Below are 17,208 nucleotides of genomic sequence, written 5' to 3'. Positions count from 1 at the left end.
CAATTTATTTGCTTATATCACTAAAACTAGCAAACTAGATGCCAAATATTAAGTTGATGTATTTTATTGCTTTTATTTTGATTTTTTATTTTTAGGCTGCTATCACTGTAAATTTTACAGTGATATGAATGCAATAATTTCAGGCTTTTACATAGTTCAATTATAGAAGTGAGTATAAATTCCTACAGAACCTTACAAATATTTACTGGTTGTTTATTTTATTGCAGTGATAAAGTAGCAACATTATTTAGGTACAATCTATATGTATTACTTCCACATATAATACCAATCGGTATAAATGCAGGTAGCACGTTAACTTTATAGGATAGTTTAAGGATGAACATAAAAAGCCCCATCGCCGCATTATTGCTGTGCGCTTTACTAAGTGCTTGTAGTACAGCCCCACGTTCTGACCCTAACTTATGCATTGAAGAGGCCGAAACGGTTGATCGAAATGGCGCTCAAACAAGCTCAGAAGTTTATAATCAATGCATTAGCGCACAAATTAAAAAGGATGAAAAAAATGACACTTTTTTTGATGCTATAGGTACGTTCTTTTTTGAATTTTTTTGTAATGGTGGTAGAAAAGTAAATAGGCTAACTTGCAGCTGTAATTTAAATTAAATAAGTTGCGTAAAAATAGGATTAGTTATGAAGCAATTGTTGATAGCAATTTCACTTTTTTTATTACTAAGCGCTTGTGCGGCGCAGCCTTATGCAGGCTCGGCAAAATGTATGGAACAAGCAGATATTGCATACGAAACCGATACACGTAAAAATGAGACACTAGATAATGAATGCAAAGCTGCAAAAGTAAATACGCCTAATAAAGAGCTTGAGAATCATGGCTTGGTTGATAGAAGCCTTTTACAGCTAATCGTTAGCTTTTTAAATGGCGTATTTTAATAGTAAAAATATAATTAAATAAGGTATGTATGAGGGAAGAACTAAGAGCAAAAATAATTACCGTGTGCGATAAAAAAATAGCAGCTAAAGGCGAAAATGTAGGGCTTTCTTTTTATGCATTTTTTGCCAATAAAAACGACGACCCAGAGCTACTTATGGAAGCTGCTACTTGGTGGATACACACCCATAAATTAGATCATTTTGTAAAAGCACATAAAATTAAACAGATGGTTTTAGATGGACTTTAGTCAAGTAAATGAGCCAATACTTTTAGCTGTGTTTATTTAATCAACAACGACTTGGTTTCTTCCGTTTTCTTTTGCTTTATAAAGTAATTTATCTGCATGCTTAATAAGAACATCTAGTGTGCTTTTTACAGGGCCACTTACAGAGGCCCCTGCACTAAAGGTGATTTTTGTATCTGTAGGAAAGTCTTCTATATTACTGCAATGCTCGGCGAAGCTAATGGCGAGTCGGTTAAATATATCGCGAATTATTCGTTCATCAACCGTATTTAGTGCAAATAACCATTCTTCGCCGCCGTAACGACCAAACTGATGATCATTACATAGTGTTTCTTTTGCAGCTTTTGCAAAGGCAATAAGAACTAAATCTCCAACATCGTGACCAAAATGGTCGTTAACTTTTTTAAAGTAGTCTAAGTCAACAATTGCTATCGTCATTTTACCTTCACCAAGCTTTGCTTCTGCTGCGCGCATTATTCCTCTGCGATTAGGGCAATTTGTTAGATAATCTGTTAATGAAATATCGTGATATTTTTGACGTTGTCGAGCTTGCCGATAAAATAAAAATAATGAAGCGATCACTAAAATAAATGCAATAGCAGCGCTAAGTCGCCAAATTATTTTTTGTTGGTACTCTTCTTTAGCTTGTAGTTCACTAATGTCTTTTGCGTACTCTAGTTGCTGTATTTTTTCTTCTTTTTCTTTTACTTCAAACTGCACCTGTAGTGTTTTTATATTATTTTCACTGGTAGCTTCGTAGTGTTTTTTTGTATAAAGGAGCTTTTGTTCAATTGCTTCAAAAGCCTCGTCAGTGTAGTTAAGGCGTCGCTTTAGCTCATAGCGTTTACCTAAAAAATCGGCTTTATAAATACTGCGGCTGAATTTATCTAATTTTAAAAACACCTCATCGTTTGCTTCATTTGCTTGATCAAGTAAATTTAGTTTTATATATATGTCAGCTAACAAAATGAGCGATGCGAGTTGCATGTCGTGAACACCTGCAGAACGAGCAAGCTCAATATTTTCTTTAGTTAAAGTTAAAGCTTTATCGTAGTTTGCTTGTAAGTACTCAATACTAGCAATTGAGTACTGAGCAAAGGTTAAGCCTTTTTGCATATTAGCTTTTTTAAAATAGAGCAATGCTTTGTCTAGGTATGTTAAGGCATCTTTAGGTTTTTCTATCTCAAGCAATATATTGCCTAAACTCCAATATGCTTTTGCAGTAAAAAGCCCATCTTGTGTTTGCTCATATGCCGCAACCGCTTTTTTTGCATAATATACGGCTTTGTCTTTTTCGTTTAGATAATTGTATGCATCAGCTATTTTTCTAAAAAAGTATCCTTGAGATGCTGAATCGTCATCTTTTAATGCTAATTCTAACCCCTCTAGTGCAACATTTAGGGTCTTTTTCAATGAATCTGTATCGGTGTAATAGTAAGCAAGTGCTCGTAAAATAATGATTTTTTCTTTAGTTGAATGCTGTTGCAAGCTTTCTTCTAATTTTGTGGCTAGCGTTTGTGCTGGAGCTGGGTTTGGCTCCCTCGCTAGAGACTTGAGTTGTGATTCGAGAAATAATAAATATACACTTTTTTGATTTGGTAACTCTTTGTTCTTTAAGTAATAGGATAAGTGTGTGTTTAACGCTTCATATTTTTCTTGTCTAAAAAGTAACTCCGCATACAAAGCGGCCGCTTCTAGATGAAGGTTTTCCCAATTTTGCTCTTTGCTTATTTTAAACGCTTGAGTGAGTTTGTCTTCATTTTGAAGATAGTCTAATTCATTCAGTTTTATGTTGTTGATCAGGACTTGAGTTGTGCCAAAGTCTAGCGCATGTAAAGTTGCACTTAATGAGTCGCCGTTAGCTGAGGCAAGCTTACTTAAAAGTAAAAATAAAAGGAGAACAATATACTTTGCCCATAAAGTATTACCTAAAACCTTTATTTGTGTATTGTTAGTCATGTAAATCCTTTGCTGACTTATTTTTATTAGTGAAATACTTTTCTACATTGCTTAATAAACTTGGGCTTGAACAGTTTTTTATACTCATTATTGAAAAAATAAGACCATAAACGATATCAATTTAATTAATAAAAACCAACACATTGTATAATATAGTCGTTGTGGCTATGTGTTTTTATTAAAAATCAGCAGCTACTTCAAACTCTAATCGTTTAAGTGTAATTGGGTGAGTAAATGCTAAATACTCAGCGTGTAAATGTAATCTATCTGCTTTTTGTCCGTAATGTGTGTCGCCTATAATTGGTATGTTTAAACCTAAACTGTGCGCGCAATGTACTCTTAATTGATGAGTTCGCCCTGTTTTAGGGTATAACTGTAATCGGGTAATATTGTTGTTACGCTCTAAAACCTGCCAGGTAGTAAGTGATGGCTTACCATGTTTGTAACACACCATTTGGCGCGGTTTATCATCAAAGTCGAGCACTAAGGGTAAATCAATTACTCCGCTATCCTCAGCTACGTTACCATTAACTAATGCGACATAACGTTTATCTATGGTGCGTTCAATAAACTGCTTTTGCAGTGCTTTGTGCACGCGTTTATTAAGTGCAATCATCAATAACCCAGAAGTCGACATATCTAATCTGTGTACAATTAGCGGGCCTGATGCCTCTGGAAACTGCGTCTTGATTCGCATATAAACTGAGTCATCAATATTAACGCCAGGCACTGATAAAAACTCAGCGGGCTTATTTACCACAAGTAAGTCGTCATCTTTATAAACAATACTTAAATCTTTACCCTGAGCTGGGTTGATAAGTAGCGGGTTATCTTCAACATCTAAACCCTTTAGCATGTGCCCAAGTATTGGTTGGCATTTACTGTAACAAGAAGGGTAGTAGTTTTTATGCTGCCTAATTGCTGATTTAGGCGCAGCTCCCCACCAAAATTCAGCCATAGCAAGTGGCTTTAAGTCATGTTTATAGGCGTATTGTAATAATTTAGGCGCTGCACAATCGCCAGCACCCGAAGGAGGAGTGTGCTCAGGTAATGCTGCAAATATGGCATTTAAGTCTGTAGTTTCACCATTTGCATTTAAAAATTGGTACTGCGCAAATAACTTTTTTTGTAAGCTTTTAGAAAGCGTTTTACGGCGCTTTTTTAAATGAGCAATTTCATCAGAAATATTGATGTGTGTTTGCTGCAGTGACTCGATTATATTTTGCCAATAGGCTTTAAGTGCCAGCAGTTGCTTTTTTTCTACGATACTTTGCCCTGCAAGCTTATTTTTTAACTGCTCAAAATCACTTTCGCTAAGCTCTAATTCGCCTTCGGTACGTTGTATTTTTCGTTGCTGGCGACCGGCTTGCATTACTGCCTGTTGGGCTAATAGTGCTTGCTGGTAACTCTGTGTTGCATCATCAAGTTTGCTATTAACTTCATGCAGTTGTTCACTATTTTCTAACTGCTCAATTTGAGCATTAATATCGTTAATTATTTTACTTTGAGTCAAATAGCTATCGTCTTGCAGCTGCATGCTAGAAACAGGCGGCACAAAGCTAATATTACCTTTATCACCTTCAATTTGCCCCGAATAAGCACTTAAAAAGCCTAATTGTTGCTTAGCATTTTGCACCACTAAAACCCCAAACATTTTACCTGCATTTTCTGCTTTTAAATGCGTTAACGTTTCAAGTTGTTGCTGTAATTGTTTTGTGGCTGCTACAGCTAAAGGTTGCGGCTCGTAATAAAAAGGGAAAGTAAACTTTTCAGGAAGCGCGAGAGAATCAATATTTTGAGAAAATAATGTAAAGCACAAAGCAGAATTTGACATAGAAGTAAGAGAAAAGCATTCAGTAAAATAATTGAGCGCATAATAACATATTCATAGTTAAGCCACTAAAAATCTCGCACCCGCATATTCATAAACACTTTAAAGCGGACATTCATGTTTTATGTATCAGTATGGGGGGCAGTAAACCTAGGAGTATCGTTTGTTAGTAAAGTCTCAGTAGTAATATATCTATCATTATCAAAATACCTAAGCTTATCGATTCTCAATAATTGAGCGCATTTCGAAACGATGACTTACTTGATAGATCAGAGGCAAAAAATCAATTTACAGAATAACTTAATATTTAGGAGTTCTATATTATGAGTCAAAGTATCGCAAGTTTTATTACTAAAACCCTCGAACAAGCGGGCGTAAAGCGCATTTGGGGAGTAACTGGCGATTCACTTAACGGCATTAGTGAAAGCCTGCGAAAAATGGGAACAATTGAATGGCTAGGCACACGTCATGAAGAAGTAGCAGCATTTGCAGCTGGCGGCGAAGCGCATTTATCAGGCGAGCTTGCAGTGTGTGCGGGTTCTTGCGGGCCAGGTAATCTTCATTTAATTAACGGCTTATTTGATTGTCAGCGTAATAATGTACCGGTATTAGCTATTGCCGCACACATTCCTTCATCTGAAATTGGCAGTAGTTATTTTCAAGAAACCCATCCGCAAGAATTATTTAAAGAATGCAGTGTGTATTGTGAAATGGTTTCGAGCCCCAAGCAAATGCCGTACCTGCTAGAAACCGCAATGCGACAAGCAATATTAAACAAAGGCGTGAGTGTACTTGTGCTACCTGGCGACATTGCATTAAAAGATATGCCTAAAGCTATCAAGCCAAAATGGAACGTGCCAAAACCAGCAACGTATACCCCCGCTTTATCTGATATTGAAGCAATGGCGACTCATCTTAATAAAAGTAAAAAAGTAACCTTATTGTGTGGTGCTGGTTGTAAGGATGCCCACGACGAAATTGTTGCGCTAGCCGAAAAATTACAAGCGCCAATTGTGCATGCTATGCGTGGTAAAGAGTTTATTGAATACGATAACCCTTATGATGTTGGTATGACTGGATTTATTGGCTTTGCGTCGGGCTATCATGCAATGCAAGAAGCCGATACGTTATTAATGATTGGTACTAGTTTTCCTTATCGTGCTTTTTATCCTGAAAATACCACCATATTGCAAATTGATAATCAGGCTGCGTCACTCGGGCGACACGTGCAAATTGACTGTGGCGTGTTAGGGGATACTAAAAATTCAGTGACCACATTGCTTGATTATATTAAAGGTGAGCGGACAAGTTCGCACTTACAAAAATGTGTTAAAAACTACAAAGAGTCTCGACAAGATCTCGATGAACTAGCCAGTGGAAAAACCTCGCAAAATTTAATTCACCCGCAATACCTAACGCGTTTACTCAACGAGCAAGCGGCTGACGATGCTGTTTTTACTTGTGATGTAGGTACGCCAACAGTGTGGGCTGCGCGTTATTTATCAATGAATGGTAAGCGTCGCTTAATTGGCTCGTTTAATCATGGCTCTATGGCAAATGCGATGTCGCAGGCAATGGGGGTTCAATCTGTTGATAGAGACCGCCAAGTAATTGCAATGTGTGGTGATGGTGGCTTTTCGATGTTAATGGGCGATTTGATCTCGCTTAAGCAGCTTAATTTACCAATAAAGATTATTGTTTATAATAATCGCTCACTTAGTTTTGTGGCTATGGAAATGAAAGCCAGTGGGTTTTTATCAAGCGATACTGATTTAGAAAACCCAAGTTTTGCTAAAATTGCAGAGGCCTGTGGATTAAAAGGGATTCATGTGGACGACCCTGAAAAATTACCATCGGCAATGAACGAAATGATGAATCACTCAGGACCTGTTGTTTTAGAAGTCGATACCGCGAAACAAGAGCTTTCAATGCCACCGCAAATCAAATTAGAGCAAGCAAAAGGCTTTAGCGTTTACATGATGAAGGCGTTGATAAACGGCAAAGGAAACGAAATTGTAGAGCTTGCTAAAACTAACTGGTCACGCTAGTTAAGTTACTTCCCTGTTGAGTATTTTTGCTCAATAGGGAAGTGCCAAAGTAATAATCCCCACTGTCATTCTCGACCATTAATAAGTGATGGTTGTTTGTAAGTAATTGAACAAAAATAAAAAATCATATATGGTTTATCATTAAATTAATAAAAATACGCATAAAATGCCTCTGCTTCATAGAGGAGCGGAGCAATAATGAAATGGAAATCAGTTTTACTGTCGCTAGTTGTTTTATGGCTTATTCAAGCTCAGCAAAACAGTTTACGCACCAATGAATACGCAAATATAATTTCTGATTTAGATAAGGTTAGTGTGCTTGGCGAATGTGAAATTTCTACGGAGGTTACAAGAGAGTGGCCATTATCTTGGGCTATAAGCGGCGCTGAAATTACTGTTAAGAACAAAAATACTTTGCTGACAGCAACAACCAGTAAGTTTAATAAACCAGATCGTAAATTTCTTAGTACACACAATACTCATTATCACTTTACGTGGTCCAAAACCAAAAACAACTCTGTATTTGCATCATACATGGACGTAGAAATAGAACCCGCAGGTAAAGTTGCAGGCCTTATAATAGGCAATTGCTCTGATTACCCCGAAGGCCCAGAATTAATAGGGTATTTAGAACGTTGTAATAGTATTGTAGTGTCCACTACGTGTTTGTAAAAGTAGGTATAGAGTGTTGATTAAAATTGAAGACTTTTCTTTAGCATGGCGCTGGATTAGTGCGTCCCACGGTAATTTTTCTAAAGATACCTTAAACAAACTCAACCCATTGAGTGAAGATCAAGCAAGAGCATTAATTGCCGCCACACCCCTTAACTTTCCTGTTGGTGCAAAAAGATTCGACTCCACACAAGGGAGTGAATTAACACGCCAATGGTTAAAGGGCTTAGCGAATGACTCAAAAAAAGTAACAATTTGCTGGGATCAAGAAATAGCATTAACCCTTCCTTGGCTAATTTTTTGTAGTCACTGGGATGATTTTTGCTATTCATCAAGTGATGACATAAATCTGTATTTAACCTGAACTCTGGTTAAGAGATTTACTAAAGTATTGAATCATAGTGATATTTAAATTTATTTTCTCTAGCCAGAGATTTTTAGTGAAAACAAGGCGAATTTACGCGTCAATAGCTGGCCTATTGCAAGTAAATTCAACGCAGTTAGCGCTGAAAATAGCTGCTTGAGATAGATTTATTATCCAGAGTTCAGGTTATTTAGAAAGCGGTGAACTGTTTTTACGTTGGAATCACTATGAGGTTTTTGAGTTTGACTCAAGTGCAATGTAATGAGCTAAAACACTTAGCATTGGTATAAATTGCTACTTGGCAGTTGTTTTTAGCTTAACGATTTACTCGCTTTACTCAATCAAAGTAAAGCGAGTGCTCAGTATAATTTACAAACTCTTTTTAGGCGGTAGGGCTACGTTTGCAAATATTAGTCCTGCAACAAGCGACATAAATATTAAAAACGTTTGTTGGCCTATGTGCTCTGCATATACAAAGTCTTGGCCTTCAATAAGTGAGTTTAAGCCAATATACGTTTTGCTTCCTGGTACTAATACAATCAAGCCTTGCATGGCAACAATAGAGGCCGGCGCATTAGCAACGCGGTTAAACAAGTTACTAAATATACCCACCGATAAAGCACCTACAAACGTACCTAACGTGTAATCAAGGTACATAGCCGAGCCAATACTGGTGCCGTACGCTATAAAGCCTGATGCAATAGACCAAACTGCGTGTTTAAGTTTGGTTCTAAAAATAACGATTAGGCTGCTACAAAGTAAAAATATAGCCAGCCATGCGGTCCACTTTGGTAATGGCTCAGGCTGTACAAAGTCAGCTTGCCCAAAGAGTGCAAAGCCAATACCTATGCCAATAAAACCGCCAAAATACAGTTTAAATAGCAGCATAAACGAGTCCATGACTCGCGCAGTACCTGACACTAAATGCCGTGCTGCCAGCTCTGCTAAACCAAGCGCAAGTGCTAAACCAGGTATAAACACAATAATGGCCGAAAGTACCACCAAGCGTATATTTATCTCAGGTGTTATATACACACTTACTGCACACGCAAGTATTGCTGATATTATTGCTACTAGTGGCTCAAGCATATGAGCTACGCGTTTTGAGCGCCCAGACCAAAGTACAAATAAATAAACAACGAGAGTAAGCATTGATGACCAAATTACATCAATCCAGCTTGTACCCATTAACATGGCAAACGCACCACCAGAGGTTGCAAATGCAACACCCGTTGTTAGTTTGTTATACGGGTTTGGCATTACAAAAATAGCGTCTAGTTGCGCATCAACTTCTTGTAAACTTAGCTTGTCGTCAAGCATTTGGTTTACAAGGTCGTCGGTGTCGGCAAGTGAGCCTAAATCGTGATCGCCAGGGTCTACACGTGCAACATGGGTGTACTCGTCTTCGTGGCCATCGGTCCAAATAACAAACGTTACAGAGGTTGGCGACATAACAAACGACGATTTAAGTCCTAAGTATGTAGCCACTTCCATGAGGTGGGCTTCTAGGCGGTAAGCAGGCGTACCATACTTGTGAAGCATTTTGCCTAATTTAACGATAAATTTGCGTTTTTCTGTAAAGGTTGCAGTTTTCAAATCTTTTTGGACCAAATATTGCGATAACTAAGCTAAAAATATAGACAATACAGCTAAAAATGCCCACGTTTGATGGGCGCGATTTTAAACACTAATTGGTGTGTGTCTAGTCATTTTTAATCTAATTTTTTATTTTTTTCAGCTATCCATTGCGACATGTATTGAGTGCTGCGCATTGTATGATGTTTGAGCATTTGGCCTGTAAAGTTTTTTTCGCGATGGGCGTTTAAATCGTTACTTATTGAATCGACTTTTTTAATTAACTCAGCGCTTAATTGCGCTTTATCGTACAGCGTATTAAGTAGTGTGTTGCCATTATGCTGCGCTTGCTCAAAGTCATTTTGATTGGTGTACATTTCAATGGCAACACTGGCAAAGTCATCGGCAGTGTTGGCTATTTTACCAGACCATGGTAAATCGTTATGCATGCCCTCAGCCCCAACATTGGTGGTAACGCTGGGGGTTTGCATAATCATGGCTTCAAGCAATTTACCTTTAATGCCAGCACCAAAACGCAGTGGTGCTAAACATACACGTGCGCTTTGCATTACATCAAACGCATTATCGGCCCAGCCTTTTATTAAAAACCCTGTTTTAGGGTTATTTAGTGCCGTGGCTTTTGGTGGTGGGTAAGAGCCATAAATATGTAGTTCTGCTTTTGGGAGTTGCTTGCGAATAAGTGGCCATATTTTTTGTAAGTAAAGTACAGCATCCCAATTTGGTGCATGCCTAAAGTTACCTATAGTCATAAAATGCTGGCGCTGTTCAAACGTTTTTGTGCTTGCAGGTAATGTACTTAAATCAACCATAAAGGGTAGATGGTGCAATAAGCTTGGCTCTATTTTAAATACGCTATTTAGTAGGCTCATTTCATAACTTGAAATAATTAAGCTTAGGTCGCAGCGTAAAATAGCGGCAATTTCGCGTTTTGCTATGTCTGAGTGTAAATCGCTGGTTGTAAAATCACGCTCACCTTTAAATGCTTCGTGGCGAGCGTTACGCAGACATTGTAAATCTTCGGTATCTAAAATTTTAATTGCGTGTGGGCAATGTTTATCGATGCGCCAGCCAAATTGTTCTTCCATCATAAAACGGTCAAACATTACTATATCTGGATTATAGGCTTTAACGTATTCGTCAAAGCTGTCGCAGTTTAGTGCAATGCTTTGACTGGTTATGCCGAAGTCGTCAAGATTTACCATGTGGTCGGTGCGCTGCGCGGGCGTTGCAAATTCAACGTCCCAGTTTTGCGCTCTAAATGTATTTAATAACGACATCATGTGCGTTCCCGCAGCAGACGAATTTGGCTCTGGCCATACGTAGCCAATTACCAGCACTTTTTTCATTGGCTAGAATCTCTAATTTGTAAGTTTACATTTACCAGTGTTTTTACTGGCGGGGCTGTATTTTGTAGTAGCTCTTGCAGTATTAAAAGGCATCGCTTGGCTATATCAGTTGTACTTATAGCCACAGTGGTTAAGTGATCATTTATAACCGCGCTATTAGGAATATGGTGGCAGCTCACTACTTTAATACAGTGATGAGTTAATGAGTTAATAGCAGCAATAACACCTTGAGCAATAATATCGTTTGCACATACCACTGCGTTTAATGTTGGGTTGTGTTTATATGCTTCCATAAATGCATTTTTAGCGCTAAGGGCTGTGTTTACTGCGCAGTGAATGGGTGCTAATGGTGTAATGCTGTGTTGCGCACAAGCGGTATTAAAGCCACTTTGTAGTGCTTGTGAATCATTTAAAGTAAGTTCACTGCCTATAAATGCAATGTTTGTCACGCCTTGTGAAAGCAAATGCATACTGGCTACGTGGCTGGCTTTTTTATAGTCGGGTAATACACAAGGAGCTGCGCTAAAGGGCACTTCGCTCATTGCAGTAATTACTTTGTGTTGCGCGCTGAGCGTATCAAGCCATTTGGGGCAAGTATTTGCAACGGGGCAAATAATAAATGCAGCAGCGTTGTATTCTTTTAAGTTTTTAACTGCGTTTGCTTGTAGCTCAAGGCTATTATTACTGCTTACAATCATGGCTTGTAGGCCGTTGTCGTTTAACAAAAGTTGTAGGCTGGTAGCAAGGTGTGCCATAGCTGGGTTAGTTAAATCGTTTATTACTATGGCCACTAAATTTGAGCGCTTTGAGCGCATAGCAGCAGCATCACGATTATAAACGTACCCTAGCTCATCTATCGCTTTTAGTATTTTTTGTTTACTTTTATTGCCCACTTTATCGCTTTGGGTAAGTACCAACGATACGGTTGATTTTGATACACCAGCACGCTCTGCAACATCAAAAATGGTGACTGATTTGGCTTTGTTATGCATTGTATTTTAAGTACCGCAGTGGTGAATAAATAGCGCTGTAGTTTAGCTTAATCAGCACTATTAAGTCATCTTTTAGAGGTGTTTAACTTACCTTAATACTTTATGAACAAAGCAAAACGTGTTTATATACGCTTATAAGAGTAAAAAATAACAAAAGGATAAAAACATGAGCGCTTTTAGGCTGTTAGTTGCCTTTATTTGTTGTACGGCATTAGTACCAACAAGTTACGCCGAGCAGGGCTATCAAACCCCATCACCTGAACTTGCAGCTTTGGTTGATGCTAAGTTAGCACCCACTAGTTACTTATCGAGCGATGGCCAGTGGTTAGCGCTTTTTGAACGCAAACGTGTAGTAACCCTTGATGAACTTGCAAAAGAAGAGCTTAAGCTTGCTGGTATTAAGCTAAATCCCGCTAATTTTTCGCGCTCTCGTGTGAGTGCCAAATTTAGCGCTGTGGAGCTAAAGCATGTTCAAAGCGGGTCGGTTATTAGTATTAACAACTTACCTAATGGCATTATTCGCTCTCCTAAATGGTCATCTAATAGTCAATATTTAGCCTTTATTGTTGAGCAACCAACCCAAGCCAACTTATGGCTTTACAGCGTTGAAACTAAACAAGCAAAAGAGCTTTCAAGCGCTGCATTAAATTCGGTACTAACTGCCTCACCATATAAATGGCTGCCAGATAGCAGCGCCATTGTTGCAAATCTTGCTGTTAATTTTGGTAAACCAAGGCTTGAAAATAACAGCCAAAATGTAGTGCCTGTTATTCAACAAAGTACTGGCGAAAAAGCACCAGCACGTACTTACCAAAATTTATTAACCAGCCCGTTTGATGAATCACAGTTTAAGTTTTACGGCCAAGGGCAATTGGCTTACATAACGCTTGATGGAAATGCTGCGCCTATAGGGCGTTCTACATTACTTAAGTCATTTTCAGTTTCACCTGATTCAACAAATTTACTGGTAGCGAATATTAACGCGCCGTTCTCGTATCAAGTACCTTACAGCCGCTTTGCAAGCACGTGGCAAATATTAGGGATGCGCGGCTATGCATTAGCAGAGCTGGCAAAACAGCCACTTGCCGATAACATTCCACAAGGTTACGACAGTGTACGCACTGGCCGCCGAGACTTTGAATGGCGAGCCGATCAAGGTGCTGAAGTTATTTGGGCCGAGGCACAAGATGGAGGCGACATGAAAACTGACGTTGAGCATCATGATTATGTTTACAGCTTACGTGCACCATTTAAACGCGAGCCTAAATTATTTGCCAAAGTAGAACGCCGTTATGCGGGAATGGAGTGGGGCAACGAAAACGTAGCAATGCTTAGTGATTGGCGCTTTAGCGATCGCCAAGTACGTACTTATATAGTACAACCACGAAATGCCGACAGAAATCGCGTTTTATTTTCAGAGCGTAGTTACAACGATGCGTACAAAGACCCTGGTAATGCAATTTACGAGCGCAATGATTTAGGCGCAAACGTAATTAAAATTGTAGGCGGGCGTTATATTTACCTTCGCGGTAATGGAGCTTCAGAGCAAGGTAATATCCCGTTTTTAGACCAATACGATGTTAAAACAAATAGCAGCAAGCGTTTATGGGAATCAAAAGCGCCATACTACGAGCGTGTACGCGCACTGCTTGACGACGAAGGTGAGCGATTTATTACTATTCGTGAATCTAAAACTGAGCAACCTAACTTTTTTATACGCGATTTAGGCAACGACACGCTAACGCAGTTAACGACATTTGAGCACCCGTATCCTGCCTTTAAAGGGGTAACTAAAGAGCAATTACGTTATAAACGCGACGACGGTGTTGAGCTTTCGGGCACGCTTTATTTACCACCAGGGTACGATAAAACACAAGGCCCGTTACCTGTGCTTATGTGGGCTTACCCACTTGAATACAAAAATAAAGCCGTAGCATCACAAGTACGCGAATCGCCTTATGCATTTACCTACATTGGCTATTGGGGTCCTATGCCTTATCTTGCTAAAGGTATTGCCGTGTTTGACGATCCTAAAATGCCAATAGTGGGTATTGATGGCAGCGAGCCAAACGATAACTTTAGAAAGCAGCTAGTATCAAGCGCGCAAGCAGCTGTTGATGTATTAGTTAAAAAAGGTATTGCCGATAAAGACAAAATTGCCATAGCAGGGCACTCGTATGGTGCATTTATGGTTGCTAACTTATTGGCTCATAGCGATTTATTTAAAACAGGTATTGCCCGCAGTGGCGCGTATAACCGCACATTAACACCGTTTGGTTTTCAAGGAGAAGAGCGTGATTTTTGGCAAGCACAAAGTGTGTACGCTAATATGTCGCCGTTTTTCCATACTGAGAAAATTAACGAACCAATGCTAATGATCCACGGTCAAGAAGATCCTAATTCTGGCACTTTCCCAATGCAAAGTGAGCGCATGTACGCAGCCCTAAAAGGTTTAGGTAAAGATGCCCGCTTAGTAATGCTCCCTTATGAAGCACATGGTTACCGAGCGCGTAAAAGCTTATTGCATGTATTGTGGGAACAAGAACAGTGGTTAGATAAGTATTTGTTAAATGATACAGCAGAGCCAGTAGAGATTATTACTGAACCCGTGGTAAGTACTGGGCAATAGTAATAAACATGAGTAAGCAACAGCGCGGCTACTTATAGCCGCGTTTTTGCTTTTAATATGAGAGTAAATTAATGATTGATGTAGCAGCACTTGCGGTTTTTATTCCTACGTTCTTTTTTGTGTCTATCACCCCTGGTATGTGTATGACCCTTGCCATGACACTCGGTATGAGCATTGGCGTGCGCCGCACATTATGGATGATGATAGGTGAGCTGCTAGGTGTCGCAAGTGTTGCCATTGCTGCGGTATTAGGCGTTGCAAGCGTAATGCTAAATTACCCAGATGCGTTCGCCATTTTAAAGTGGGTAGGCGGTGCGTACTTAATTTACATTGGCTTTAACATGTGGAGAGCCAAAGGAAAAATGTCGGTCGATACCTCAAAACCAAGTGACGTAAGTAGGAAGTCGTTATTTACGCAAGGTTTTGTAACCGCAATCGCAAATCCTAAAGGGTGGGCGTTTATGATTTCACTACTGCCGCCCTTTATAAGTGTTGAGCATGCTGTAGCCCCTCAGCTTTTAGTATTGCTTGGTGTAATAATGACTACCGAATTTTTAAGTATGTTAGCTTACGCAACAGGCGGTAAAAGCTTACGTTTATTTTTAAGCCGTGGTGATAATATTAAGTGGATGAACCGAATAGCCGGTAGCTTAATGGTTGTTGTAGGCGCGTGGTTAGCATTGGGCTAATTCTCAAAGCTAATAATAAGCTTGTTTGAATGATACTTGTACAGGTTAAGGTATTTTTTTAACCTCAAATTAAGTAAATAGAGCTATTATACAAAAATGAGCCAAAAGTATTAACCTAAGCTGAACGCCTTGCTGTGGTTACATTTGTTTATTTTTTTGTTGTAAGTTATAAAAACTTCTTAATTTTCTGTGTTGCATTTTTTTACAAATTAGGTGATTCTAATTACATATTCAAGGAAGAATGAATTAAGTCAATAGCTTAGCTTTGTGCTTTCTTGCCTTTTTAATGTATAGGGAATTACCTCATGAAAAAAGCTATTCTATCCGCACTTATTTTTGTACCTCTTTTTGCTGGTTGTGTTTCAACAACCGATACTAGTACTTCTGCTAATTTAGACCGCAATACTGCAGTTGCAGAGTTAACTACTCGAATGGATACACTCGGTTATTTTCACCCGGTGGCTGTACAGGTAGGTATTGACGAATTTTTAAATATGTCAGCTATTATCCTTGAGCGTCAGCGCAAAGTTATGGGTGAATACCGCACACAAACTGATAACTACCGTGATGTACAAGCCTTTTTATATGCCCATCAAAAGTCGACACCAGAGCAACTTCAAGCTGCAATCGAAGAGTTTGACGCAGGAGCAAAAAATAAAGATGAAGAAATTGGTCATAAAATCGCAGCTTATAACTTAGCGAACGAAGGTATTTATCAGCAAAATGTTGAACTTGCGACTGATTTAACGGTAGAGATCGCCAAGTCTACTTATATTTTAAGCCAACACAGCACTGTCATAGCGAAAGTAACAGCTTTAAAAATGGGTGGAAATCTTGTGGGTTCATGGCTTTCAAGCGATGAAGAGAATGCAGAGCAAGAAGAAGATCCAAAAGATATAGGCACAGCGCTTATTAAAGCAAAAGATCAACTTGCGTTAGCACTCGAAGCAAACGAAATTATAGGACTTGAGCAAGCAACAATTACAGCTATAAATGAGCTACAACTTGAGCAAGAAGCGAAAGGCTAATGAAAACAAGCATTTTTGCTTTTTTAATAGCATTTGCTTTTAGTAGTTCTGCTCAAAATTGGCCTGATTGGGTAACCCAACCGCAAAAAAGTGATGAATATATTACTGCGATTGGTATAGGTGAAAGTCGCTTAGCTGCAAGGCAAGCGGCTTTAGCCGATATTATCACTCAATTAAGTGTTGATGTAAGTACGCAGCAACTACAAAAGCTAACAAAGCAAGATAACCAATCAAGCAACTATTTTGAACAAGCAACTACTTTAACTAGCTTACCGTTTACGTTGACTGGGCTAGAAGAGCTTAATGCGCTTGAGGAAAATAATTTATTTGCTTTAAAAATGGGTGTTAAAAAATCGGTTTTAGTGAAAAATCTTAAATCTGATTTATCAAAGTTATCTCGCATTTCTGCGCCAGAAAATAACAACGAACAACGCTTTATTTGGGCGCTTAAAAATAGTGGCGAACTTAATGTTACGACAAAAAAATTAGCAGTATTAGAGCACCTTTCCGGGCCTAAGCTATTTATTCAATCGACTTTAAATAATTTATTAACTGAACAAGCAAAAGCATTAAATGCTGTTTCTTGCGATGTGATAGGCGCTAATAATATTAGCACGATTAAATCTGCACTCAATAATGCACTCCCTCATAGCGGCGATACACGCTTATGGGTGCGCCCTCAAATACGCTGGCAGTACGCTAAATCTAATAATAAATACTCTGCTAAAGCTATTTTAACTCTAGCGCTTACGCGCAGTTCAACCCCTTTTAAAGTGTTATTGCAACAGGATCTTGTTGCGCAAGAAAGTGCTGCAACACAAGAAAATGCAAAGCAAAAAGCGATCAATAATTTAGTACAACAACTTAAAGCGCCTGCTAGCCAGTGGCTGTTTGATATTTAGG

At 38.8% G+C, this 17,208-nt stretch carries 15 protein-coding genes; 10 read left to right on the top strand and 5 right to left on the bottom strand.

All coding sequences use genetic code 11. The annotated features are described in order from the left end of the window. The first annotated feature begins 336 nt into the window (after positions 1 to 336). From I6F40_RS12670 to I6F40_RS12660, 3 genes are read left to right on the top strand one after another with little or no spacing between them, the layout of a single operon-like run. Positions 337 to 624 carry a hypothetical protein gene (locus I6F40_RS12670; protein ID WP_166377409.1) on the top strand — a complete coding sequence of 96 codons (288 nt, stop codon included), beginning with the start codon at positions 337 to 339 and terminating at the stop codon, positions 622 to 624. 27 nt (positions 625 to 651) lie between these two features. Then, a complete protein-coding gene (locus tag I6F40_RS12665; RefSeq protein WP_165743755.1) occupies positions 652 to 906 on the top strand; it encodes a hypothetical protein in 255 nt (84 codons plus the stop codon). Between the two features lie 29 nt (positions 907 to 935). After that, the gene (locus I6F40_RS12660) at positions 936 to 1,154 is read left to right on the top strand and encodes a DUF6500 family protein (protein ID WP_007377212.1); all 219 of its coding nucleotides are present in this window, start codon (positions 936 to 938) and stop codon (positions 1,152 to 1,154) included. Between the two features lie 36 nt (positions 1,155 to 1,190). On the opposite strand, the gene I6F40_RS12655 is transcribed toward I6F40_RS12660, so the two are convergent. Then, entirely contained in the window at positions 1,191 to 3,110 is a 1,920-nt protein-coding gene (locus I6F40_RS12655; RefSeq protein WP_197193018.1) for a tetratricopeptide repeat-containing diguanylate cyclase, read from the bottom strand. A 178-nt stretch (positions 3,111 to 3,288) separates the two neighbouring features. Next, entirely contained in the window at positions 3,289 to 4,944 is a 1,656-nt protein-coding gene (locus I6F40_RS12650) for an RluA family pseudouridine synthase (protein WP_166377405.1), read from the bottom strand. A 320-nt stretch (positions 4,945 to 5,264) separates the two neighbouring features. Here I6F40_RS12650 and poxB point away from each other — a divergent pair, with 320 nt between their 5' ends. The 3 genes from poxB (at position 5,265) to I6F40_RS12635 (ending at position 8,025) form a co-directional block, all read left to right on the top strand. Then, positions 5,265 to 6,989 carry a ubiquinone-dependent pyruvate dehydrogenase gene (poxB, locus tag I6F40_RS12645; protein ID WP_197193017.1) on the top strand — a complete coding sequence of 575 codons (1,725 nt, stop codon included), beginning with the start codon at positions 5,265 to 5,267 and terminating at the stop codon, positions 6,987 to 6,989. 198 nt (positions 6,990 to 7,187) lie between these two features. After that, positions 7,188 to 7,661, top strand: a complete 474-nt coding sequence (locus tag I6F40_RS12640; protein ID WP_166377401.1) for a hypothetical protein — start codon at positions 7,188 to 7,190, stop codon at positions 7,659 to 7,661. Positions 7,662 to 7,674: 13 nt separating this feature from the next. Continuing rightward, positions 7,675 to 8,025 carry a hypothetical protein gene (locus I6F40_RS12635; protein WP_331460308.1) on the top strand — a complete coding sequence of 117 codons (351 nt, stop codon included), beginning with the start codon at positions 7,675 to 7,677 and terminating at the stop codon, positions 8,023 to 8,025. A 369-nt stretch (positions 8,026 to 8,394) separates the two neighbouring features. Here I6F40_RS12635 and I6F40_RS12630 read toward each other — a convergent pair whose 3' ends face one another. The 3 genes from I6F40_RS12630 to I6F40_RS12620 form a co-directional block, all read right to left on the bottom strand. Next, the gene (locus tag I6F40_RS12630) at positions 8,395 to 9,621 is read right to left on the bottom strand and encodes a threonine/serine ThrE exporter family protein (protein WP_166377399.1); all 1,227 of its coding nucleotides are present in this window, start codon (positions 9,619 to 9,621) and stop codon (positions 8,395 to 8,397) included. A gap of 116 nt (positions 9,622 to 9,737) precedes the next feature. Next, positions 9,738 to 10,967, bottom strand: coding sequence for a glycosyltransferase (locus tag I6F40_RS12625; RefSeq protein WP_166377397.1), 1,230 nt, complete (start codon positions 10,965 to 10,967; stop codon positions 9,738 to 9,740). Continuing rightward, the gene (locus I6F40_RS12620) at positions 10,964 to 11,959 is read right to left on the bottom strand and encodes a LacI family DNA-binding transcriptional regulator (protein WP_166377395.1); all 996 of its coding nucleotides are present in this window, start codon (positions 11,957 to 11,959) and stop codon (positions 10,964 to 10,966) included. Before I6F40_RS12620 ends, I6F40_RS12625 begins: the two co-directional genes overlap by 4 nt. A 166-nt stretch (positions 11,960 to 12,125) precedes the next feature. On the opposite strand from I6F40_RS12620, the gene I6F40_RS12615 reads away from it, so the two are divergent. The 4 genes from I6F40_RS12615 (at position 12,126) to I6F40_RS12600 (ending at position 17,207) form a co-directional block, all read left to right on the top strand. Next, positions 12,126 to 14,588, top strand: coding sequence for a S9 family peptidase (locus I6F40_RS12615; RefSeq protein ID WP_166377393.1), 2,463 nt, complete (start codon positions 12,126 to 12,128; stop codon positions 14,586 to 14,588). 71 nt (positions 14,589 to 14,659) lie between these two features. Next, positions 14,660 to 15,277, top strand: coding sequence for a LysE family translocator (locus tag I6F40_RS12610; RefSeq protein WP_166377391.1), 618 nt, complete (start codon positions 14,660 to 14,662; stop codon positions 15,275 to 15,277). A 305-nt stretch (positions 15,278 to 15,582) separates the two neighbouring features. Next, positions 15,583 to 16,305 carry a hypothetical protein gene (locus I6F40_RS12605; protein ID WP_197193016.1) on the top strand — a complete coding sequence of 241 codons (723 nt, stop codon included), beginning with the start codon at positions 15,583 to 15,585 and terminating at the stop codon, positions 16,303 to 16,305. Further along, complete coding sequence (locus tag I6F40_RS12600) at positions 16,305 to 17,207, top strand: LPP20 family lipoprotein (RefSeq protein ID WP_197193015.1); 903 nt, start codon at positions 16,305 to 16,307, stop codon at positions 17,205 to 17,207. The genes I6F40_RS12605 and I6F40_RS12600 overlap by 1 nt, the downstream gene beginning before the upstream one ends. The last annotated feature ends 1 nt before the right edge of the window (position 17,208 follow it).

Source organism: Pseudoalteromonas sp. SWXJ133, assembly GCF_015864365.1.
GTDB classification, from domain to species: Bacteria; Pseudomonadota; Gammaproteobacteria; order Enterobacterales; family Alteromonadaceae; genus Pseudoalteromonas; species Pseudoalteromonas arctica.
Note: the sequence above shows the minus strand (reverse complement) of the source record. Positions and strands in the feature narration are given on the sequence as shown.